The sequence below is a fragment of the Nostoc parmelioides FACHB-3921 genome (genome assembly GCF_014696625.1).
Taxonomy (GTDB): domain Bacteria; phylum Cyanobacteriota; class Cyanobacteriia; order Cyanobacteriales; family Nostocaceae; genus Trichormus; species Trichormus parmelioides.
This window is the reverse complement of sequence record NZ_JACJQL010000007.1, coordinates 1-21,459: the sequence shown is the minus strand read 5'-3', so window position 1 is coordinate 21,459 and position 21,459 is coordinate 1. Positions and strand designations below refer to the sequence as shown.

At 41.0% G+C, this 21,459-nt stretch carries 22 protein-coding genes; 5 read left to right on the top strand and 17 right to left on the bottom strand.

What is annotated here, in order from left to right:
- Window positions 1-13: 13 nt before the first annotated feature.
- Window positions 14-709 carry an esterase/lipase family protein gene (locus tag H6G14_RS07085; protein ID WP_190566386.1) on the bottom strand — a complete coding sequence of 232 codons (696 nt, stop codon included), beginning with the start codon at window positions 707-709 and terminating at the stop codon, window positions 14-16.
- 465 nt (window positions 710-1,174) lie between these two features.
- On the opposite strand from H6G14_RS07085, the gene H6G14_RS07080 reads away from it, so the two are divergent.
- Window positions 1,175-2,650 (top strand): hypothetical protein, encoded by a 1,476-nt coding sequence (locus H6G14_RS07080; protein WP_190566385.1) that lies wholly within the window; start codon window positions 1,175-1,177, stop codon window positions 2,648-2,650.
- A 251-nt stretch (window positions 2,651-2,901) separates the two neighbouring features.
- On the opposite strand, the gene petJ is transcribed toward H6G14_RS07080, so the two are convergent.
- Both petJ and petE read right to left on the bottom strand, forming a co-directional pair.
- Window positions 2,902-3,267, bottom strand: coding sequence for a cytochrome c6 PetJ (petJ, locus tag H6G14_RS07075; RefSeq protein WP_190566384.1), 366 nt, complete (start codon window positions 3,265-3,267; stop codon window positions 2,902-2,904).
- Window positions 3,268-3,575: 308 nt separating this feature from the next.
- Window positions 3,576-3,995, bottom strand: coding sequence for a plastocyanin (gene petE / locus H6G14_RS07070; protein ID WP_190566383.1), 420 nt, complete (start codon window positions 3,993-3,995; stop codon window positions 3,576-3,578).
- Window positions 3,996-4,046: 51 nt separating this feature from the next.
- Here petE and H6G14_RS07065 point away from each other — a divergent pair, with 51 nt between their 5' ends.
- Complete coding sequence (locus H6G14_RS07065; RefSeq protein ID WP_190566382.1) at window positions 4,047-4,262, top strand: hypothetical protein; 216 nt, start codon at window positions 4,047-4,049, stop codon at window positions 4,260-4,262.
- Window positions 4,263-4,402: 140 nt separating this feature from the next.
- On the opposite strand, the gene psbV is transcribed toward H6G14_RS07065, so the two are convergent.
- From psbV to H6G14_RS07045, 4 genes are all read right to left on the bottom strand, one after another.
- Window positions 4,403-4,894: a photosystem II cytochrome c-550 gene (psbV, locus tag H6G14_RS07060; RefSeq protein ID WP_190566381.1), complete on the bottom strand. Its 492-nt coding sequence runs from the start codon at window positions 4,892-4,894 to the stop codon at window positions 4,403-4,405.
- A 344-nt stretch (window positions 4,895-5,238) separates the two neighbouring features.
- The gene (locus tag H6G14_RS07055) at window positions 5,239-6,069 is read right to left on the bottom strand and encodes a carbohydrate ABC transporter permease (RefSeq protein WP_190566380.1); all 831 of its coding nucleotides are present in this window, start codon (window positions 6,067-6,069) and stop codon (window positions 5,239-5,241) included.
- Window positions 6,070-6,178: 109 nt separating this feature from the next.
- Window positions 6,179-7,168: a threo-3-hydroxy-L-aspartate ammonia-lyase gene (locus H6G14_RS07050; protein ID WP_190566379.1), complete on the bottom strand. Its 990-nt coding sequence runs from the start codon at window positions 7,166-7,168 to the stop codon at window positions 6,179-6,181.
- A gap of 113 nt (window positions 7,169-7,281) precedes the next feature.
- Window positions 7,282-8,484 (bottom strand): AAA family ATPase, encoded by a 1,203-nt coding sequence (locus tag H6G14_RS07045; protein WP_190566378.1) that lies wholly within the window; start codon window positions 8,482-8,484, stop codon window positions 7,282-7,284.
- Window positions 8,485-9,124: 640 nt separating this feature from the next.
- Between H6G14_RS07045 and H6G14_RS07040 the strand changes: the two genes are divergently transcribed.
- A complete protein-coding gene (locus H6G14_RS07040) occupies window positions 9,125-9,580 on the top strand; it encodes a response regulator (RefSeq protein WP_190566377.1) in 456 nt (151 codons plus the stop codon).
- A 24-nt stretch (window positions 9,581-9,604) separates the two neighbouring features.
- Here H6G14_RS07040 and H6G14_RS07035 read toward each other — a convergent pair whose 3' ends face one another.
- Window positions 9,605-10,165, bottom strand: a complete 561-nt coding sequence (locus tag H6G14_RS07035) for a thermonuclease family protein (RefSeq protein WP_190566376.1) — start codon at window positions 10,163-10,165, stop codon at window positions 9,605-9,607.
- Between the two features lie 142 nt (window positions 10,166-10,307).
- The gene (gene pepP / locus H6G14_RS07030) at window positions 10,308-11,618 is read right to left on the bottom strand and encodes a Xaa-Pro aminopeptidase (RefSeq protein ID WP_190566375.1); all 1,311 of its coding nucleotides are present in this window, start codon (window positions 11,616-11,618) and stop codon (window positions 10,308-10,310) included.
- A gap of 780 nt (window positions 11,619-12,398) precedes the next feature.
- On the opposite strand from pepP, the gene H6G14_RS07025 reads away from it, so the two are divergent.
- Window positions 12,399-13,628 (top strand): FG-GAP repeat domain-containing protein, encoded by a 1,230-nt coding sequence (locus H6G14_RS07025; RefSeq protein ID WP_190566374.1) that lies wholly within the window; start codon window positions 12,399-12,401, stop codon window positions 13,626-13,628.
- 135 nt (window positions 13,629-13,763) lie between these two features.
- Here H6G14_RS07025 and H6G14_RS07020 read toward each other — a convergent pair whose 3' ends face one another.
- The 5 genes from H6G14_RS07020 to H6G14_RS07000 form a co-directional block, all read right to left on the bottom strand.
- Window positions 13,764-14,531: an MBL fold metallo-hydrolase gene (locus H6G14_RS07020; protein ID WP_010994445.1), complete on the bottom strand. Its 768-nt coding sequence runs from the start codon at window positions 14,529-14,531 to the stop codon at window positions 13,764-13,766.
- A gap of 3 nt (window positions 14,532-14,534) precedes the next feature.
- The gene (locus H6G14_RS07015; RefSeq protein ID WP_190566373.1) at window positions 14,535-15,134 is read right to left on the bottom strand and encodes an anthranilate synthase component II; all 600 of its coding nucleotides are present in this window, start codon (window positions 15,132-15,134) and stop codon (window positions 14,535-14,537) included.
- Window positions 15,135-15,329: 195 nt separating this feature from the next.
- Window positions 15,330-15,785 (bottom strand): diacylglycerol kinase family protein, encoded by a 456-nt coding sequence (locus H6G14_RS07010; protein WP_190566372.1) that lies wholly within the window; start codon window positions 15,783-15,785, stop codon window positions 15,330-15,332.
- Window positions 15,786-15,924: 139 nt separating this feature from the next.
- Window positions 15,925-16,455, bottom strand: coding sequence for an rRNA maturation RNase YbeY (ybeY, locus tag H6G14_RS07005; RefSeq protein WP_190566371.1), 531 nt, complete (start codon window positions 16,453-16,455; stop codon window positions 15,925-15,927).
- 43 nt (window positions 16,456-16,498) lie between these two features.
- Window positions 16,499-16,654 (bottom strand): DUF3285 domain-containing protein, encoded by a 156-nt coding sequence (locus H6G14_RS07000; protein WP_010994449.1) that lies wholly within the window; start codon window positions 16,652-16,654, stop codon window positions 16,499-16,501.
- A 1-nt stretch (window position 16,655) separates the two neighbouring features.
- On the opposite strand from H6G14_RS07000, the gene H6G14_RS06995 reads away from it, so the two are divergent.
- A complete protein-coding gene (locus tag H6G14_RS06995) occupies window positions 16,656-16,841 on the top strand; it encodes a hypothetical protein (protein ID WP_190566370.1) in 186 nt (61 codons plus the stop codon).
- Window positions 16,842-16,844: 3 nt separating this feature from the next.
- Here H6G14_RS06995 and prfB read toward each other — a convergent pair.
- The 3 genes from prfB to H6G14_RS06980 form a co-directional block, all read right to left on the bottom strand.
- Window positions 16,845-17,967, bottom strand: a protein-coding gene (gene prfB, locus H6G14_RS06990) for a peptide chain release factor 2 (protein ID WP_190566369.1) whose coding sequence is annotated in 2 segments (ribosomal slippage) — window positions 16,845-17,894 and window positions 17,896-17,967 — 1,122 coding nt in all. Because the reading frame shifts where the segments join, the coding sequence is not laid out codon by codon here.
- Between the two features lie 435 nt (window positions 17,968-18,402).
- A complete protein-coding gene (locus H6G14_RS06985) occupies window positions 18,403-20,883 on the bottom strand; it encodes a DUF4114 domain-containing protein (RefSeq protein WP_190566368.1) in 2,481 nt (826 codons plus the stop codon).
- Window positions 20,884-21,218: 335 nt separating this feature from the next.
- Window positions 21,219-21,459: hypothetical protein (locus tag H6G14_RS06980; protein ID WP_190566367.1), on the bottom strand; the 241-nt coding region annotated here is incomplete at its 5' end.

Below are 21,459 nucleotides of genomic sequence, written 5' to 3'. Positions count from 1 at the left end.
GCGACATTCATGATTAATCCAAATACTGCATCCAAGCCTTCAAGGGTTCTGGAGAGCCATACCAGATCCCTGGATTTCTGGGGGAATGTCTAACACCTTCAATAATCAGATTTTCTGCCCCTATCAAGTGAGCAGCCGCAATCGGTGTAATTCCATCACCCCAGGTGTTACCAGTACCGCAAGTTAACTGATAACTGCTATAAGCTAACCAGCCGCCTCGCCTTCTCTCTCCCAAAATAGTCTTTCCCGCCACGCAAACGTAACGGACATTTTGGTAAAAAGCTCCAGGGTAATTTTTGTTAACGAAATCTAGATTCCACCGCGTCCAGCGTTCTTGGCTGATGTGGGGTGTACCAAGGGTGACAAGGGTAGCCACCAGAGGATAGGCATTCCAAAGAGAAGTCTGTGCCTTACCCCTGGCAGCATAAGGCTTTTCACCCAAATAGATCCGAGAAATCCAACCGCCCGCAGAGTGACCAATTAAGTTAACTTGAGTAGCGTTATGTTCTTGTAAAGCTTGTTTGACTGTTTTGTCAAGTTGTTGTATAATAGGCGCGACTGATCTACCACCAATCAAAGGCAACCAATCCCGCCTTCTCAGAGGTACTGTAACTGTAGGAAAACCCAATTCTTGTAATGAGGTGGCTAGTTGCTGATAAGCGATCGCGCTTTCTAAATATCCAGGGACAATCACGGTAGGTAATGGCATCTGAGAGCAATAATTTTGGGTTTTCAAAAGGGCAGCAACAAATTTTAGAATAACGGGAATGATGGTCAGGAAAATAGCAAATTCGGCCACAGTTTCCAGGTAACCAGAGGTGTTAATATATCGCGGCTTGCCAAAATATTACAGGGACTAGAGGCTAGGGTATCTTCTTGGGGATATATTCATTTAGGTGGATGCGATCGCCCCAACTGCTAACTACCCTATGTGTAAGCTTTGGATAGTACAAATCAAATATTTTCCATCGCTTCCTTGGCAAGTGCAACCAGAAGACAAATCACAACTAATACCCACAGCGTAGTAAAAAATAAAAAATTAACAAAGTGGCTATTCTCGCCTGTTTAGTGCCAGCATAGACAGTTATCATTTTTAAAAGGGCGCATTTATTGCATTCAAGATAATATTTTTCTGCTAGTCAACTGCAACCGAGCCGAGTGAACGATAACAGTTATGTCTTACGTCTCCCTGTTAAAAAATATACCAGACATCTTAGGACAGCCAACTGGGATAGCCGCAATAGCCTCTCTTGGCATCCACGGTGCTATTGCGTTGATTGTGCCATTGATGCCAGTTGATGCTAATAAATCTAATGAATCATCACCAAAATCAGTTGGTGTTTTAGAACTCAGTCAAGCAGACCAAAACCGTTTACCACAAAGTACAGATCCGAATCAAGTTGGTCTGCAAGCACAACTACCTTTACAATCACAATTTCCCCAACAACCACAACTAGGTAATATTCCTAGTTTTAACAACCAGACAGCTATTTTACCTCCTTTACCGCCACCGATTGCCCCACCAATTTCACTACCACCCGTTTATACAACCCCTGATAATTATCGCATTGCCTCCTTACCCAGAAGTCAACCTCTGCGGCAGTCACCCAGAAGGGATTTGGGATTTGATAACTCTGGGTTTAGCGCTGTTGGAGAAAAATTCACCCCAGTAACGCCTCCCAGTTTTAATGACAGGGAAGTAATACCAGAAACATCTAGGCCTCTACCTGTAGATAGATTACCGGAATTAAACGCGGCAAAACTCCCCGACGATTTACCGCCGAATCTACCCAGTAATACAACTCCACCAGTGGCTGATTCTCGAAGTGATGCCGCAACTGTGGCTCCAATAGAACCCCAGGTAGCTCCTATTGTCCAAGCTCCCAAAGCGGATGATAATTTAGCTTTTGCTAACGAAAGTATCCCTAAATGGCAACAAGGTTCTACACTCAAAACACCCGAATTACCCTGGCAGAATCCTCAGCAAAGATCAGAAACGGGACTGATTGCTCAGGTAAACTCATACGAAGACCTACGTAAAGCTCTTCAGCAAGCGTATCCAAATTCCCAAGAAAAAGCGGTTATTCGCAGCACAGTTGCGACAGATAAACCAGGTGTTGAAGGTACTGTCTTAGGTTTCTTGGTAGTTGATACAGAAGGCAAAGTTTTAGATATCAAGTTTCAAGACAAGACTGTTTCTCCTGAATTGCAATTAAAAGCAAGGGAATATTTTACAAAAAATGCCCCTAAGGGAGACAGACAAATTAGTCGTTATCCTTTCAGCTTGAGTATCCAAAACAACAGCAATAATACTGCGGTGACTGAAGATAAAAAACCTGGTGCAGTGATTCCCCAAGCACCTTCGACTCCGTTAGTCAATCGTACTCAACCAGCAGCAGCACCAATCACGGCTCCTAAACCTTTACCACAACTACAACTGAGAGAAGCTACCCCTCAACCTTCAACACAAGTACAAATCAAAAAAGACCAACCTACCCAGACACCAAGTGTTGAGGCTTCACCTGAGAGGACATCTGGCAAAAATCAGCTATCTTCAACGGTGGAACCTAGTCAAACACTTCTAGAAAAGCTGCGTGAGGCTAGACAACAGCAACAGCAAAGACAAGAGCCTAATTCTTCAGAAAGATAAGACTGGGGAGTAATGAGTAATAATTACTCTCCCATTCCCTTCCAATACGGTTCGGTTAAGGGATTTCTTGGTTAAAGCAGGCACGGGAAGTTAGGGGAGAAGAGAGGCAGGGGAAGAGAAAAATTATGAAAATAACCTCCTTTCCTCCTCTGCTTCCCCTGCTTCTCCGAACCGTATTGCATTCCCTTCAACTAACTGACATTGATTCTCAGCGCGATTTACAGTCTTTCAGAAATGGCGCAAGATGTCAGCTAACCTTCTTTTTCTAGATTTGACCAGTCTTGTTCTGCTTTTTGAAAAATATAAGCAGCCACTTCTAGGATTTCTTCCGTACTTAATTTGTCTTTAAAAGCAGGCATGGCGTTTTTACCATACTGTACCTGATGGATAATAGCCTGGATTGAGTTGGTGTCATAATCTTCCAGGTACTTTAATAGCGCTTCTTTTTTGAGGGTTTTTTCGGTGATAAGTATATTACCACCGCCTATATGGCACGAAGCACAGTTATTATTAAAAATTTTTTCCCCGGCTGGTAGTTCGGCGGCTAGGGCTGGACTGATAAATATAAGTTTAAATGTAGCGATCGCCAGAAATAATAGTAATAAAATTATTCTCAAATCATTTTCCTCTCAATCAGTCTCTGGCAACTTATGCTAGAAGTACCAAAATTACCTATGCCCCTATGGGTAATCGATTTCAGAAATTAGGGACTCTATGGTGAGTATATACTTTAATCTCAAAGATTAACGATTTGAGGGAAATTTACCCAAGATATACGGTGACAAGTCCATTCCTGACTGCGCTAATTCGCATTTGTAACTTTTGGCTGGATAGGACTCGCCACCACTATTAATTATGGGTTTTGGCTCTTAGCTAGTTTTGTAAGGGAGCCGAGAAAATCATTCACTTGTTTCTGGCGCTATTTCTAGCCAGCGACGGTGATTTTACCAACCATACCAGCGCCACGGTGAGGTTCGCAGTAGAAGGTGTAGTCACCTGCGGGTGTATCTGCTGGGAAGGTAGTGCTGGTGCTTTGGCCTGGATTCATTAACAACTGTTTGTGAGATAAAGACTTAGCTAAATCAGCACTCTTAGCCGGGTTGAGGCCACCATCAAACACAACATTATGGGGAGGAACTTTGTTGTTTAAAAATTCAACTGTGTCGCCTGGTTTGATTGTTAATTTTGAGGGTTCAAATACTAACAGTCCTTTATCATTGCCTAGTTTGACTGTGTATGTTTCAGCCGCCGCAGAGGGGGTAAACACAGCAAAGCTGCTAACCACTAAAAGAACAGTCAACACAGCTAAACTTAAGCGCCGCAAGCTTGCCGCAATCAATTTCATGGCGTTCTCCTAACCTGTAGTTTTATTTTTCTTATTTCATTTTAAATAAAATTGACACCAAATACGACATATCGTCGTACTTTGGACAAAATTTTTTTTGAGCGGCATAAATATAGCGAAAAACGTTATGCGATCGCTAAAAATCACTATAATTGCATGGCAATAAATATAGATGAACAATATCTTTCCCCTAAACCCCCACACCCTTACACCCCTACACCCTCTGTCAAGCTAGAGGGGCGCGAAGATTGCCCAATTTTAATTTAGTACCTCAGCGAAAAATCTGAGTACTGTGTTCTGAGTCCTGTATGGTCTGGGAAGCCGGAATGCAGGTTTAACAACTTACCGCTCCCATTAGTCTCAGCACCCAGTACTCAGTACTCAGCACTCAGTTAAGTTCGCAGGCTTTAGTAGTAGATTTTGCCACCGCCCCACTTGTCGCCAAGAATTTTTGGTTGTAGTAGAATATGACCTGCGATAGATTCCAGGTCTTTATCCGTCAGATTTCGCATTGCGGTGAAAATATCTGCACTCTTGGTACTGGGATGTATTTCGGAAATTTCCTCTACCCCATCGTAGGTGGTGGGGTTCTTCATATAGTCCACCAAACCTTCAATATTGTTACGCTTGGGTGTAGCTAATGCCAGAGCTTCTGGTTCGAGTCCTACGTTCTGGTTTGTTTTGGTAACACCGCCAACATGACATTGGGCGCAAGCGTATTGAAATAGACGTTTTCCTTCTTTTACTTGTTTAAGGCTAAGAGTTACGGTATCACCCTGAGCATTTAGTGGAACTGTCCGGGTAGCTTCGTCCAGTTCCAAAGCAGTTGCGCTACCGACAATCAACTGAAACGTCAGTAAAACAGTAGCTACAACAACGCCAATAAGTCTTCTAAACATGTTTCCCCTTAAAGTTTTTGACGCTCAACACAGCTAATAAAACAAAACTCAATCTCAATCGAGACAACACTTTGGCTACAGAGTGACTGTAGTCGGCTATCTCTGCGATGACGTATCCGGCAGCCACAGGCATTTGGCTACGCCCCATTGTAGGTAATCGCTAGGTTTACAAAACCCATAATGTTCGTTAACTGACATATAGAGATTAAGTCGCTGTAATACCAATATCATGTTAAGAGTGCAATTTGTCGCCTAAAATTGGGGACTGGGGATCGGGGATTGGGAAGGTGGGGATTGGAGAAACACTGGAGAATAACTTTTGACTATGGACTAATTACTAATGTCTATCCTTTACCGCCTGTAAAAGTGGCGCTTTGGATAAAGTAGCGATTAAAAAAAGCATAAATACTTAAAGCTGGTAAGGTAAATACCATAGAAGCAGCCATAATGTAGTTCCAGTAGCTGATATATTGACCTTTAAACGTGTTCAAACCTAAGGGCAACGTAAACATTTCTGGTTCAAATAAGATCACTACTGGGAGCAAAAAATTATTCCAACTACCCATGAAGACAAAAACTGCCTGTGCTGCCAGTGCTGGTTTTGCTAGAGGTAAAATAATGTAACGAAAAATTCCTATGGTGTTTAAGCCGTCTAATTGCGCTGCTTCTTCTAGCTCTTTAGGAAAATTGATAAAAAACTGTCGCATCATAAAAATAAAGGTGGCATTAACCATACTAGGTACAATCATGCCCTGGTAAGAATTCAGCCAACCGATCGCTTTTAAAATCAAAAATGTAGGAATTAACGTAATTTGGGCTGGTACGGCTAGCACTGCCAAAATTAAGAAGAACCAAAAATCTTTACCTACAAAGCTGAGTCTGGCTAAGGCATAACCCGCCATTGAGTTGAACAATAAATTAAGTAAAGTAACGCTGACAGCAATTACCACACTGTTAAACAGCCAACGTAAAAATAATGGTTCTTGTAGAAAAATTTGTCTGTAATTATCCAGGGTGAAATTTTGAGGAAAGAAATTTGGCGTACCACTAACAATTTCTGATAAGGGTTTGAAAGATGCAGAAAGCGCCCACAGAAAAGGAACTAAGGTGATAACTGCATAGGTAGTTAACAACACATATAGCAGTACTTTAGCCAACGGTAAAGAACGAAGCATAGATATAGCTGTTGACGGTTGACGGTTGAATGGCTTTTCAGGGTTTTGTCTTAGCTTGATGTCCTGGTCTATCTGGATACGGCTACAGTATAAAAAACTACTGATTTAGTTACAAATTACCAAATTTAGCACCCAAGTCTAAATAACTAGCTACATTGCTGAAATCTACATTTCCACCACTGATAATCACACCAATTCTCTTTTCTTGTGCTGTGACTATACCTTCGAGTAAAGCGGCGGCTGCTAATACTCCTGTGGGTTCAACGACTATTTTTAGTCGTTCCCAGAGGAAAAACATGGTGTGAATAATTGCTTCCTCTGATACCGTCACCATCTCATCAACGTATTGTAAAACTAGGGGAAATGTCATCTGTCCCAGGCTAGGAGTCCGCGCACCATCGGCGATAGTCTGGGGATTTTTGACTGTTTGTAGGGTTTTGGTGTAAAAGGAACGAGTAGCATCATCAGCGAGTGTCGGTTCTACACCAATTACGCGCAAATTAGGTAAAAGGGCTTTAGCGGCGATCGCACAACCAGAAATTAATCCCCCGCCGCCACAACAAACCAACAGCAAATCCAGTTCACCAACTTCTTGCACCAGTTCTAATGCAACCGTACCTTGTCCAGCTATCACATGGAGATGATCGTATGGAGGAATTAGGGTTAAACCGCGATCGCTTGCCAGATTTTGCGCTAATTCTTCCCGATTTGTTTCCTGGCGATTATATAAAATTATTTCTGCACCGTAACTTTTGGTAGCGGTTTGCTTGATGATAGGTGCATCATCAGGCATCACAATTGTGGTGGGAATGTTGAGTAATTTACCTGCTAAGGCGATTGCTTGTCCATGATTCCCCGATGAAAAAGTCAACACACCTTTGTCTTTTTGTGCTGGTGATAGCTGTGCTAGGGCGTTATAAGCACCCCTAAACTTAAAAGCACCTGTGCGTTGAAAATTTTCGCACTTGAAAAAGACTTGATTATGAGTGCGATCGTTGACAGTTGTAGAAGTTAACACAGGTGTGCGATGGGCAATACCAGCAAGACGCTGCTGTGCTGCCTGCACATCAGTTATGGTTACAGAGTTAAGCTGTGACATCTATGGCAGTTTTTCAAAAGATTTACTCTTCATTTTCAGATGGAAGAGTATGACTGCCAATCATTCCTTAAGCAGAGGAAACAAGGGAATTGAAGAATCAAGAAACCAGATTCCTAAACATATCGCTGATTAAATTCATACATCAAATCTACCCTTCCCTTACGCAACATTGCCGGGTCTAACCTTTCTGTAGTATTACAAGTCATCAAGACAACTAAACGCTGCTTGAGATGAATCCCCGCTTCATCAATGACACTTTGGTATAAAGTCCCATCTAATAAACTTAAAATATGCTCTGTTTTGTTGTTATATTGAGCTACTTCGGAGGCACGATTTTGAGCTAAGTTATCTGCTTCGTTGATGATGATGCAAATTCTTTCTAAATAAGTTGGTGGGACAAAGTTGGTAATAGCATCATGATCCAAAATAAAAATTACATACCCTAAAGGTACAAGAATTTCTTTAGCTACAGCTTGTGTCCATGCAGTTTTTCCTGTTCCTGGTTCTCCGTGGACTACAACGGCTAGCTGATTTTGATTGAGAATAGCCTGCTGTACTGCATCAGTAAAATTTTGAATATCTGTAGGAAAAGTCCGAATGGGAAATTGGCTATGAACTTTCCCGACACGGCTTTGATAACCACTCAGCATGACAGCTAAATCCTGAGTGGCTTTGTTAACTAATGGTGAGATATCTTTGGACATTAAAGTGTATTGTCGCCGCCCGCGATCGTAGGCTTCGATTTGTAACCAAATATCATGCCTTGACCAATAAGCATAAACAGTGTTAACGACATCTATACGTTCCCAATTAATAAACTTTTCTACAGGGTAATAAAAATCTCTTTCTGAGTAATATTGAGTTATGACATCAGGACGACCTAATAATTCCAAAAGTCGTAATACAGTAATTTCTTGCAGTCGGTTGAGAACATAATCAATTGGAATACTATTACGGCTAACAAATTGATGTATGGGGGTTTCTGTACTCAAAACATCTTTGTATCGGTGGTCTGGTGATTGAGGATCTGGTGTAATGTAATTCCAATATTTTTCAATTTCGTAGCGGGTATTTTCAGATACTAAGCTTAATATATTAGCCCACCAAGTAAAATTTTTCCTGCCTAAAACTTCAGCAAAATTACTAGCTACGCTTAATGATTTTTGAGTTAATTCTCGTGTGTCACTGTGTATTAGTTGCCATAAAAAACCTAAGTCCAAGTCTCTATTTAATGGTCGCCAACCACTAGATAGTAAGTTTTGTCTATTTTGATTATTATTACTATTTTCGTTATTTCTAAAGTAATCAAATTCCATATTTACCGAGAAAATTCACATTTACTAGACAGGTTTAAAATTAATATTTACTTGTAATACATATGCTATCGGCTTTAATTTAACGCGAGTTTGATGATCTCTCTCTAAACCCATCTGTCGGGCTTTTCACTGATTTTTAATAGTCTGTTATTTTTAGTTATGGCATATTGGTTACCTTTTGTTATCTGTAACTACTATTGTATTACACATACTACATAAATGCAAGAGGCAAGTATATATTCCATAAGTTGCTGCTAGCTACAGAATGATGCCAGACAAAAGCGTTATTTTTGCTACATCAAATTGAGCATTTATCCTTACAAAAAGGTAACTTTAGTTGTGCTGAAATCAATAACACTAAGGATGACACAGTAAAACCGAATTTTGTATAACAAGTTATCATGAAGTTACGAAGAAATATTCCTGTAGGATTGCGTATAATCAATCGATAGATATCTGCTCAACTGATAAAACTAAAACTCTTACACCTGTGAGTTATCGGTCTTAACGAAAAGTATAAATAGGAAGCAGGAAAATGTAAGCCAATATCAAAATATAGCTTAATCTGCTCTTTACGCTATATTTGGTCTGTTTCCACAAGAATGACGATAAAACCCAATGGCATCTTCATGGAGAAGAAATGTATCTAACCAATTCATTCATAAGTGATAACAAGAAGCACTACTCTCAGCAGCCTTTAGTTTTGGCAGTTGAAGATCACGATGACAGTCTTTTGCTGATTAGTTATGCCCTTGAGTCAATTGGTTGTAGATTCATTTGCCAAAAAGACAGTTCTGCAACTGTATTGGTGGCAAAAGAGTATCAGCCTGATTTAATTATGTTAGATATTTTATTACCGGGTTTAAATGGGCTGGAGGTTGTACGTCATCTGAAGGAAGAACCTCTGACTCAGGAAATCCCCGTAATCGCTGTCACAGCCTTAGCTACAAAGGAAGATCAAAACAAAATTATGAAGGCAGGCTTTGATGAATACATCTGCAAGCCATACATGATTGAAGACTTAGAAGCAGTTATATACAAAATGTTGTGCGGTAAGTTTTATCCGCGTTCAGCTTACCAACTGTGTCAAGAATAGAAGCAGGAGAGGGCATTTAGCTACTTACTTTAAACTGCGATATTCCCACGGATTGACAAATTTAGGATCTCCCCAAATTCCTATTTTTTGTTGTTGGGCTTGGGTTTCGGCTTGCTGCACGATCGCTTTGCTGGGACACTTATTTAAATAAGGGCGATACACTTTAGCTAAACCTTCTTGTATGAGTACTTGCTGTACAAAAGTACCATCGCTTAATCTGACTTCGGCAACTTTACGCCCATAACGATCGCTATCTGTAATATTCAAGGTAACGCGATCGCCTCCTTGTTTTACCAATTGCTCCACCCGTTCCTGTGCTTTCACACCCCAAGTAAATTGATTGCGATCTCTAGCACGTTTACTTTGCTTTTCTTTATTGGAGTGGGCAATTTCTGGCGCATCCATACAAGCAAATCGCACAGTAACTTTCTTCCCTTGGGCATCTTTCACAACTAATGTATCACCATCGCTGACTCTTTCTACTGAATCCCCACTCGCACCAAAGAAGCGATCGCAACCCATTAAACATAACAAAATAATACCTGCGCTCAGTACAATCAGCGCTTTTTTACTTGACTTATTCATTTCAAATGTATGTCTGTTGACTGTTGACGGTTGACTGTTAACGGTCAACCGCCAACAAACCTTACGATAGATTATGCAACTTAAAAGCAGAATAGCTTAATTTTATCAATCCCTACACTTATCATCCCCCCGCCTTACTGGCTTAACGTTCTACTTCATGTACTTCCTTAGGAACTCCAGCAGTTAACACCTCATGTCCTGTAGCTGTTACCAAAACATCATCCTCAATGCGAATCCCAATCCCCACCCAGCGTGGGTCTGTTTCTGGTTGGTCTTCGGCTAATTTTGTATCTGGGACAATATATAGTCCTGGTTCCACCGTTAATACTTGACCTGGCTGTAAAATCTGCGGTTTATCGTCACCGTGCTGGTAAACGCCTACATCATGGACATCCAACCCTAACCAATGGCTAGTACGGTGCATATAGTAAGGTTTATATTTTTCTTCCTCAATTAATTTGTCAACCTCACCTCTGAGGATACCAATTTCTACTAAACCTTCTGTGAGGACACGCACGGCGGTATCGTGGACGGATTTAAATGTGTTCCCTGGTTGGACTTGAGCGATCGCTTGTTTTTGCGCTTCTAGTACAATTTCATAGAGGATTTTTTGTTCTGGGGTAAATTTACCGCTTACTGGGAATGTGCGAGTAATATCTGAGTTGTAATAACCATAAGCACAGCCAGCGTCGATTAATAGCAAGTCTCCATCCCGCATCTGACGGTTATTTTCGATGTAGTGGAGGACACAAGCATTTGCACCGGAAGCCACAATCGAGGGATAAGCAGGCCCCATTGCCCCCCGCAGGCGAAATATATGTTCTATTTCTGCTTGAATTTCGTACTCATAACGCCCAGGTGCAGAGGATTCCAGGGCTTTATTATGGGCCTCAGTGGCGATCGCCGCAGCTTGACGCATCTGAACCAACTCTGATGCACTTTTGATTAATCTCATGCTGTGGAGGATGGGGCCTGTATCTTCTATTCCTATAGGCCCTGTACCCCGCTTGGGATAAGTCCGCAGCAATTGTTGGTAATGTCCCAGGATTTTGTCATTAAAATTGCGATCGCGTCCTAAATGATAGTAAATGCGATCGGCTTTTTCTAGATACTGGGGCAATTTCTCATCTAATTCAGATATGGGGTAAGCCTCATCTGCACCATAAATTTCCTTGGCTGCATCTACCCCACACAGATAGCCAGTCCAAACTTCCTTTTCTCGATCCTTGGGTTGGACAAACAAGACAAACCGATGTTCTGGATGATGGGGCGCTAATACGGCTACTGCTTGCGGTTCGTTAAAACCAGTCAAATAGAAAAAATCACTATCTTGGCGATAAGTGTATTCGACATCGTTGTGCATCACCGCCATCGGCGCACTGCGAAAAATCCCTGTACCACTACCAATCTTCGCCATTAATTGCTCACGACGCTGCCGATATTCTGCCTGCATAACCGTTATTCTTGGAAATTTTCGTATAATTTTACACTTTTGGCAACTATTAGTCTGAAAGTTACTATCTTGCAGTAGTTGCTAATTTAAGTATTTTAACCAATATTTATTTCAACTCAGGGGTTAGTACAAAAAATTAGGCATCTTTTGAAGATGGTATTCCTAGCATAAATTAGTTTCGACAGTTGAAATATTTATTTGCTATGACACAAAATAATTTTTCTAAGTAATTTTTAATCCGTCTAATTTTTGTGTTTGGATTTTGCATTATTTAACTATATATTTTGTGATTTATGCTGCTTTGTGCAGTTTTATTAAAAATCGCTGATATAACTATTAGTTTTTATCCTTTACACAAATTAAGAAAAAGATTTTTTTAGCCAATTTTTTCACGAATTAATTTTATGTCTGTTGCATTGAAGACGGTTTGCTTAACATAGCAGTCTCAAATTACATCTGGTAAAACCTAACTTCTAATCACTCCCAGTCCATCAAGTGAATTGGCATCATTGTCGAAGAGATACAAAGCAATATCTATATCTAGAGATCTTGACATAAAAAATCATGATTTGAGGATTTAGGGATTGTTCAAAACAACCTTGATTTTTTCGGAAATATGTTTAAAATTAACCGTAAAAATTATATGTAAAATTTGATATTTTCTCAAAAATAGGAGTGTAGATACAGTAATTTATAAACTTAAAATAATGTTATTAGCTAACAGAAGCCAAAACGAATTATCGGCTAAAACTTTTAAGACAACAAGTTTAAGAAACCACCATGCAAGAAACGCAAAGCTTTTCCAAGAGAATTGATAATTCACTTAATACATCTTTTGCAAGATCAGCATCTTTGGTATCAAGTGCTTATGTAAGTGATTTAAATACGGATCTACCATCATCTAGTAGTAGTTCTGCAACAACACAAGTAGACTTGCCAATTTCCATTCCTGGTTTGAGTGCTAACCCAAATCCTAATCCTTACTTAACTAGCGCAGCGATTTCACCTGATTTCAATGCCGATGGTAAGGCAGATAAAGTTTGGGTTAATACTCAAACAGGCGAAATCAAAGTCAGGTTGATGAACGGCACAGTCACTCAAGAAGAAGCTTCTTTAGGAACATTTGACCTGAGCGTCTGGACTTATAAAATTGCTGACTTTAACAGTGATGGCAAGACTGACTTCCTGTTACGGAACAACGCAACAGGTGAGAATGCTATTGCAATTATGGATGGAGCTAGAGTTGCTAACTTTGTTTATCTAGACAAAGTTGATTCGGGTTGGAATGCCAGCATTGGTGATTTTAACGGCGATCGCAAAACCGACATCCACTGGAATAATACTCAAACAGGTGAAAATGCGATTTGGCTCATGGATGGCACAACCGTCCTCAGTGCCAATGTTCTGGATACCACAACCCCAGGATTGACTGCTACTATTGTTGATTTCGACGGAAACGGTAAGAGTGATGTCTTCTGGCGAGACACAACCACCGGTGCCAACTCCGTTTGGTTCATGGATGGTATCCAAGCTACCAAGTACGATCTACAAGCACAAGACGCATCTTGGACTTACAGCCTTGGTGATTTCAACGGAGACTTCACTACTGATCTTCTCTGGCGTAATACCGTCACCGGCGAAAACAAAATTTGGACAATGAACGGCATTTTCGTTACTGAAGGTGCTTTAAACACCCTCGGTTCTGATTGGAAAGCCAGCATTGGTGATTTCAATGGTGATGGTAGAACCGATATCTTCTGGAACAACAGCACAACTGGCGAGAACACTGCTTGGTTGATGGATGGTACATCCGTTACCAGTGAAGCCTTTCTTCCAAGTAGAACTCCAGGTTCCCAGGCCTATATTGGCGATTATAACAGCGATGGTAAGTCTGATATTTACTGGCGCGATCAGACAACCGGTACAGATGCCATTTGGACTATGGATGGTACCTTGGCTACTGAAACTCCTGTTACAGATGCTCTAACTCCAGAGTGGTACACAGCTTAGGGGTGTAGGGGTTTAGGGGTTTAGGGAAGAAAAATTGACCCAATCCTCAGTTCAAGGGAAAAGTCAAAAGGCAAGAGAAAAAATCTTTTACCTTTTGACTTTTGACTTTTGACTTTTTTGTCCCCAATCCCCTCATTAAAACTTGTAACTCAAAACCTGAACTGTACTAGTTTCCGGTAAATTACCAGAACTAATATTAATACTGTCGCTATTACTACGACGCACAGTTACGCCCTGCATTAATGTGAGAAATTCGTCCAGTGGGGCAATATCGCAGGCAGCCGGATCAGCTGCTTGTGTACGGTAATGAGTAGGAATTACCAGTTTGGGATTTAATACCTCAATTGCTTGCTTTGCTTCTTGAGCATTGTAAGCTTTATCACTACCACCTACTGGGACTAACAAAACATCAGGTCGTCCCATAAGGATTTTTTGCTCAATGGAAATGGGTGCAGCCGCCCCACCCAAATGTAAGATATTAACTCCGCCCTGTGTCCATTTCCAAGCGGTATTCATCCCAAATTGTCTACCATTTTTGCGATCGTGGGCTATGGAGATTCCTTGAAATTTTATACCTTTAAAGTCATAAACTCCGGGTTCATATACAAGTTTAGGATTACCTGGTAACCCATCTACTGCCCCTTCATCCAATAATTGACTACTAATTAATACTAAATCTGCTGTCACTTTTGGTGGACGATAACGCGCTGTACAGCCAATCGTCCGAAATGGATTGACAAGAATCCTCGCCCCACCACCAGTAAACAAAAAACTGGTATGACCCAACCACTGCACCGATAAACCGCTAGATTGTGCATCGGCTTGGAAGTTTGAACCAAGGGTAGAGACAAAAGCTGTGGCTAATCCCGCCCCAGCATAGCCTAGCAACTGTCGTCTTTTCATTAATTATTCTCGTAACTGTAACTGTTCCAGAAAATTTCGTAGTAACTGCTTTCCTAAAGATGTTAAAACACTCTCTGGGTGAAATTGGACTCCTTGAATGTGAGGATAGTTCCGGTGTCGCACTCCCATAATCGTACCATCATCTACCCAAGCAGTAATTTCTAACACTTCGGGGCAAGTTGGGCGGTCAATTACCAGACTATGATATCTGGTAGCAATCATAGGATTCTCTAATCCTTGAAAAACTCCGACCCCAGTGTGAGTTACCTGAGAAGTTTTACCGTGCATTAACTCTGGAGCAGAGACAATATTACCACCAAATACCTGACCAATGCTTTGATGACCTAAACATACGCCTAAAATTGGCAGGTTAGTACCGAGTTCTTGAATTAAATTCAAAGATATACCTGCATCTTCCGGACGACCAGGCCCAGGTGAAATGACGATCGCATCAGGATTTAATCCTCGGATCTCATCTACAGTTATCTTATCGTTGCGAAAAACTTGAATATCTGATGCGACGGGAAACTCAGATGCTAGTTCTCCCAAGTACTGCACCAAATTATAAGTAAAGCTGTCGTAATTATCGATGACTATAATCAACGCTCATAGCTCCTGGTTACTAATCTCACCATGTTTAGTTTTTACCAGATTTGCGCTGCTATAAACGTCATCGTTACAAATTAGGGACTGGGGATTAGTAGATGAGAATGAAGACGATGGGATTTTACCCGCTCTTTTTTGGTTTTTGAGTGGGTTTACCTATATTAATAATAGGGAACTAGTTGTGTGTTCGTGCTACAAAGCTGAGATAATTAAAACTACCAAGGGTGGAAGCAAAAGGGTTGCTGCAACTAGCACAGCTACCAAAGCAGAAACGAGGACTGCACCTGCGGCACAGTCCTTGGCAATTTTGGCTAACTCGTGGTAAGTCTGTTTTACAGTCAAATCTACAAGAGACTCGATCGCTGTATTCAACAACTCCATTACCAAAACTAAACCGCTAGTGATACTAATAATGGCTATTTCTACGGCTTGCAAATGTAAGAAAATACTTAAAGCGATCGCTAAAGTACAAACACTCACATGAATGCGAAAATTTCGCTGAGTTTGAAAACTATAGGTAATTCCAGCCCAGGCATATTTAAAGCTAATCAATAAATTAGTGGCAACTTGCCAAGAAAGTTCCCGTTCTTTCATTACTAGTGATGGTAGGCTGTTTTGCGTTGGTGGCGGGGAGACTTGTTGGGACATAGGCTTAAAAATACAAACTTGAGATAGGTTCAGTGAGAAATCTTCGCCGATTTTAATCTGCTATGTGGTTTTAGGCAATTTTCTCTTAAAGTATTATAAAAGCATGGTTAAGGATAAATACTCAGAAAATGGCAAATTTTTAATAATTAACGTTTATATTGATACCAATAGCCTCTAGTAATATTACTTGTTGTTGCAGCATTGCTATTAAACTTTCTTCATCAGGGTGATCCCAGCCCAACAGGTGTAATAAGCCGTGAGCTGTTAACCAAGCTAACTCAGTTGACAAACTATGCTCTTGTTGACCAGCCTGTCGCTGTGCCGTATTGATAGAAACAACAATATCACCTAGATACAAAGGTTCTGCCACCATTTCCGGATTTTGCGGCAAATCTACCTCTAAAGCCGCAAAGGCTAAAACATCTGTAGGTTTGTTTTGTTGACGATATTGGGCATTAATCGCTTGAATTTCTGTATCATCCGTTAGCCGCAGTCCGATTTCGTAGCTTGGTGCAGGCGGAAGAGAAGAATCCAGAATTTCTAACCAACGATGAAACCAGTCTTCCCAAGTTGCAGGGGAAACCTGATTATTCATATATCCACAAGCCTGAGCTGCTTCCGGGGAAGACTCAAGGAAACAATCTTGTACATCTAGTTCAACTTGTACCAAATACCCACTCTCCTCACTCAGCACTTTAGGTTTTTGCTTACGATTAGCGAGTTAAGTAAGCAAGGCCTATGAGGACAGATAAAAGGCCTACGGCTGTCAGCAAAAAATGTTTTGCAGAAGTACCACCCTTACGCACCATATTTCTCATGGCAAGTTTGACGTAGCTGGGTTGGGACTCTGTGGAGGGAGAATTACTCATAATGAATAAATCGCAAATGCTTTTATATATAAATGTAACAGGTGATGGTGAGGATTGGGGATTGGGGACTGGGGATGAATCAATTCAAAATACCCTACGGGAAGGCAAGCCTACAAAATTCAAAATTCAAAATAAAGTAAATGTTTTTCCCCTACACCCCTACACCCTTACACCCCTAAACCCCTAATTTCTAACTTGCTTCACCTTCTACAACTTGATTCTCCTGACGTAGATAGGATTGGATGAACATATCCAGTTCACCGTTCATCACGTCAGCGATCGCAGTTGTTTCCGCATTGGTACGTAAATCCTTTACCATTTGGTAAGGATGGAATACATAGTTACGAATTTGGTTGCCCCAAGAAGCTTCTACCATATCGCCACGAATTTGGGCAATTTCTTGAGCTTTTTGCTCTTGAGCAATCACTAACAACTTGGCTTTCAGGCGGGCGAGGGCTTTCTCTTTATTTTGTAGCTGGGAACGTTCTTCCGTACAGCGTACAGCGATACCTGTGGGAAGGTGAACCACTCGCACTGCTGTTTCTACTTTGTTAACGTTCTGTCCACCCTTACCACCAGAACGAGTTGTAGTGATTTCCAAATCCTTATCTGGAATATCCAACTGCACCGTATTATCTAATTGCGGCATAACTTCCACCCCAGCAAAACTAGTTTGCCGCTTGCCGTTGGCATTGAAAGGTGAAATTCTCACTAAGCGATGAGTGCCTGTTTCTGACCGCAAGTAACCATAGGCATAACGACCAGTAATTTCTAAGGTGGCTGATTTAATTCCCGCCTCGTCACCTTCTGACTCTTCTGCTAAAGCTACCTTGTAGCCTTGGTCTTCAGCCCAACGGGTATACATTCTCAGCAGCATAAATGCCCAATCTTGAGCATCTGTCCCGCCAGCACCAGCGTTAATCGTTAATACTGCCCCTTCCGCATCGTAGGGGCCAGAAAGTAACTGTTGTAATTCCCACTGGTCAAGGTCTCGATTAAGCTTAGTGATGGTAGATTCCGCTTCTTGCAATAGTGCTTCGTCGGTTTCCAACTCCAACAACTCAACCACTGCCCTAGTATCTTCTAGATTGGCGTGCCACTGATGATATCTTTCCAAGTGGGCTTTGAGGTCATTCAGTTCTTGCAGCGTTTTCTGGGCTTGGTTTTGGTCATCCCAAAATTCTGGCTGTGCTGCAATTTGTTCTAGGTCTTGAATTTTGGCTGTCAGTGCAGGTACGTCAAAGATAGTCCTGGGTTTTACCCAGGCGGCTAGACAACGTTTCGATTTCGCGTTTCAGTTCTAAAACTTCCATAAAGCTCGCTCAAAATACAGCGCTTTGGATGATATTGTATTTGATTTTTTGATTTTAGCGGTAATTGGTCACGTCGCTTTGCTCCGAATTCAAAATTCGTCTTGAAAAGTTTGCTCAACGGGGGAACCACCGCACCGCAACTTTCCGCAAAATTCAAAATACCCTACGGGAACCGTGACCGGGCTAAAATAGTGTATAAAAAAAGTTTTTGTGGTGTAGGCATCTTGCCTGCACTGGACGGACTAAAGAGCTTATCCCACAAGAGAATTTTAATGCAACTTTTAAGGCTTGCCACGCTACTATGTATAGCCGTAGCCAGATAGATTAGGACATCCAGCCAACATCAAACCCTGATAAAACAAGACTTTCAAGTCTGTCAACTGTCAACTGTCAACAGCTATATATTTCAAAAATCAAGTATGAGTCCTAAATGTCTCAAGCAATGCTTAGATTGACTCGTACAATCATATCGTTGAAGTCTTTATCACCACCATTTGGTAAATCTTCAAAGCCAAAGACATTGCTTGCCAATAGACGAATATGATCAACCCGATTACGGTTAGCGCCTAAGAATGGAAAATATACGGCTGGGTCGTTATTGGGATTGTTATCTAAAATTCTCTCTGGTCTACTATTAATAATGATGAATGGTGCAAATAAAGAACCGGGTTGGAACGTGCCAGTATAAGTTGCAGTTCCTCGGTTATTCACGACCAAATCAATCCCAGGAACACGACCATTAACAGCAGCTTGAGTATAACCAGATTGTCCAGGGAGAATATCTGCGGAACCATCATTATTGGTGTCAATACCACCATTCTCATCAGTCACCTGATAGAAGCCGATGAAGTTGTTGAAAGCCGCTTCTCTATTAACAACAAAATCAGCTTTTACTGATTGTGTCACCCCTCGTAAATCAATCAATTCTCCCTGTGATTGACTTTGTAAATTTGCACCTAAAGGTAAAGTTTGATTTGTCGTCTGAATCTTGACTACTAAATCTGCAAATCCACTATTATTACCGAATCCGTCTTCCCATCCTAAGGAAAACCCATCTGTTCCTAAGTTGGTAATTTTTTGGGTTGAGGAATTAGCCAATACTACATCTGAGATGGGTGTGATTCCTGCTAGTACGGCATCTGTACTACTATTTCTGACTAAATAAAACCTCAAATTATCGCCAGAATTAAATTCCAACAAACTAGCTAGATTATTGGAGTTAAATCCGTTTGGGTTGTTAGCTATAGCTGAGAAAATTACTCTGGCACGTTGTAGCGCTGCTTCAGTATAACCGACTGCACCAGGAGCAATACCATTAATGGTGCCATTAGCATCATCTACTGTAAAGACGCTTAATTCATTGGTGAAACGGGAATTGCGTCTTGTAAGAGTGACTTGGAGATTGGCTTTGTTACTGTTGCCTTTAATTGTAAAAGTATCACTGTTAGGGTTCTGAAATAATGGGATATCGTTATCAGTGATGCCTACTGCTATGGGGTTTATAGCAATACCATTGTAATTGATATCGTTACTTATAGCTGTATGGGTAATAGTATCATTACCGTCACCTTCCACTAAGAAATCATCTACGGCTGTTACTGTTACATTTTGTGCTACATTCCAATTTTCGGTAGTGAAGGTCAAAGTTCTGGGATTAGTACGAATTTGTTGACCATTACTGATATTGATAATGACATCAGATGTAGGTTGACTAGTAAGTGCTATGGCGTAACTATCAGTTGTCCCATTTTCTGTAACTATAGTGTTATTACCAGTCTGGGTAATGATGACACCTACATTATCATCATCGTTGATAGTGCCTTTAGCTGTGGCTGCTGTAGGACTGAGAATTGTACCGTTAGTAGGATTGCTTAAGCTGACGGTAAAGCTTTCGTTTTGTTCAACTGAGAAATCTTGAGTAGTGTCTACAGTAAAAGTTTTCTGGGTTTCTCCCTGTTCAAAAGTCAGGATTTGGGTTTTGGCTACAAAGTCAGTATTACTAGCTGTGTCCCCTGTGGCTATAGATGTATAGACCGTCACACTTTGCTGAGTTTGGGTATCTCCTGTACGGTTAATGGTGAAGGTGATGCTATTGCCTTCGGTGGCAGAAGAGTTGGTAATAGAGAAAATAGCTGTTGTATAGTCAAAATCGTCTGGTGTTAGAGTGTTGGCTTGGATGTTTCTTAAAATGCCTAACTCTCGCACAACATTATTTATCCTAGCTTTGACAACTGTATCAGATCCGGTCTGCTGCAATTGCAAATCTTGAAATGTCCGCACTTCAGGGATACCGGCGACTATAACTTTATCGTCATTTTTAGTAAAATCTAATACTTCGATTGGGACTTCAGAAACTGCTGCACTGGTGAGGAAAAATCTATCTAAGCCTGTACCTCCGGTTAATTGGCTACCTCTTTGACCACCGAAGAGTAAATCATCTCCAGCACCGCCAAATAACTGGTCAGTATTGACTCCACCAATCAGGATATCATCGCCCTCATTACCGTAGAGGATGTTATTCCCTGTACCGTTAGAGACATCTAATAAATCGTTTCCCAGTCCCCCAGAGAGGGTATTGTAACCACTGCCATCTAAAACTATCAGGCGATCGCTTCCTTGTCCTCCATCCAGGGTGTTATTTCCACCCTCGACTACAAAAAGCTGATCGTTATCATCGCCACCTTCTAGTGTATTGAAGCCTAGACTACCCAACGCATATAGATAATCTTCTCCAGCGTCACCTTTGAGGGTATCATTATTGTTGGCAAATAGGCGATCGCTACCAGCACCACCTGCTAATAAATTATTTCCTTCACCGTTAGAAGCATCTAGAATATCATCGCCTTCCCAACCAAAAACTTGGTTATCTTTATTGGCATATAACTCATCTACCCCAGAAGTGCCATTAATAATCATATACTATATTTTTTACCTATTTCTTGTATATAAATAGCTCAATTATTGCGGTATTAATAAATAACTAATCACCAATAAACATGAACTCATACAACAATTAAAAAATGTTTATCGAGAGATTATTAAAAGATTAAGTTATACCCAAACCATAATGAAGACAACAAAAAATCTGCCAATGACTATTACCAAATATCTAACTTTTTAGATAGCTTTGCGTTCCTCCGCGTAAACCTCCGCGAGCCTCTGCGTTGAGAAAAAACCAACTTTCTATAAAAAACGAGGGAATATAATCCCCTCGCATATTCACTAAAACTCAATCTTTGATTGCAGCATCACTAACCAACCACACTGACAGCAAAAACAAAGTCAGTCACAGTCAGACTAGTTGAAGTAATTCCTTGTAATGTCACTAACTCAGTCGCGCCTAGCTTCACCAAAGTATTAGCACCTTGCTGTACCAGACTTAAACCACTAAATTGTGTCACACCAACTCCACCCAGTCCAATTTTGTCAACACCGACAGCGAAGTCTGTCACAGTATTCTTACTAGTTGGTAAACTACCATTAGCAATCCAA

What these genes read in the sequence shown, in the direction of transcription:
- H6G14_RS07020 (WP_010994445.1), bottom strand. Translation starts at nt 14,531, where the DNA reads ATGAAAAGACGACAGTTGCTAGGCTATGCTGGGGCGGGATTAGCCACA.
- psbV (WP_190566381.1), bottom strand. Translation starts at nt 4,894, where the DNA reads ATGTTTAGAAGACTTATTGGCGTTGTTGTAGCTACTGTTTTACTGACG.
- H6G14_RS07000 (WP_010994449.1), bottom strand. Translation starts at nt 16,654, where the DNA reads ATGAGTAATTCTCCCTCCACAGAGTCCCAACCCAGCTACGTCAAACTT.
- H6G14_RS07045 (WP_190566378.1), bottom strand. Translation starts at nt 8,484, where the DNA reads ATGGAATTTGATTACTTTAGAAATAACGAAAATAGTAATAATAATCAA.
- H6G14_RS07035 (WP_190566376.1), bottom strand. Translation starts at nt 10,165, where the DNA reads ATGAATAAGTCAAGTAAAAAAGCGCTGATTGTACTGAGCGCAGGTATT.
- H6G14_RS06995 (WP_190566370.1), top strand. Translation starts at nt 16,656, where the DNA reads ATGAATAAATCGCAAATGCTTTTATATATAAATGTAACAGGTGATGGT.
- petE (WP_190566383.1), bottom strand. Translation starts at nt 3,995, where the DNA reads ATGAAATTGATTGCGGCAAGCTTGCGGCGCTTAAGTTTAGCTGTGTTG.
- pepP (WP_190566375.1), bottom strand. Translation starts at nt 11,618, where the DNA reads ATGCAGGCAGAATATCGGCAGCGTCGTGAGCAATTAATGGCGAAGATT.
- H6G14_RS07010 (WP_190566372.1), bottom strand. Translation starts at nt 15,785, where the DNA reads ATGTCCCAACAAGTCTCCCCGCCACCAACGCAAAACAGCCTACCATCA.
- H6G14_RS07025 (WP_190566374.1), top strand. Translation starts at nt 12,399, where the DNA reads ATGCAAGAAACGCAAAGCTTTTCCAAGAGAATTGATAATTCACTTAAT.
- H6G14_RS07040 (WP_190566377.1), top strand. Translation starts at nt 9,125, where the DNA reads ATGTATCTAACCAATTCATTCATAAGTGATAACAAGAAGCACTACTCT.
- H6G14_RS07085 (WP_190566386.1), bottom strand. Translation starts at nt 709, where the DNA reads ATGCCATTACCTACCGTGATTGTCCCTGGATATTTAGAAAGCGCGATC.
- H6G14_RS06985 (WP_190566368.1), bottom strand. Translation starts at nt 20,883, where the DNA reads ATGATTATTAATGGCACTTCTGGGGTAGATGAGTTATATGCCAATAAA.
- H6G14_RS07050 (WP_190566379.1), bottom strand. Translation starts at nt 7,168, where the DNA reads ATGTCACAGCTTAACTCTGTAACCATAACTGATGTGCAGGCAGCACAG.
- H6G14_RS07080 (WP_190566385.1), top strand. Translation starts at nt 1,175, where the DNA reads ATGTCTTACGTCTCCCTGTTAAAAAATATACCAGACATCTTAGGACAG.
- H6G14_RS07055 (WP_190566380.1), bottom strand. Translation starts at nt 6,069, where the DNA reads ATGCTTCGTTCTTTACCGTTGGCTAAAGTACTGCTATATGTGTTGTTA.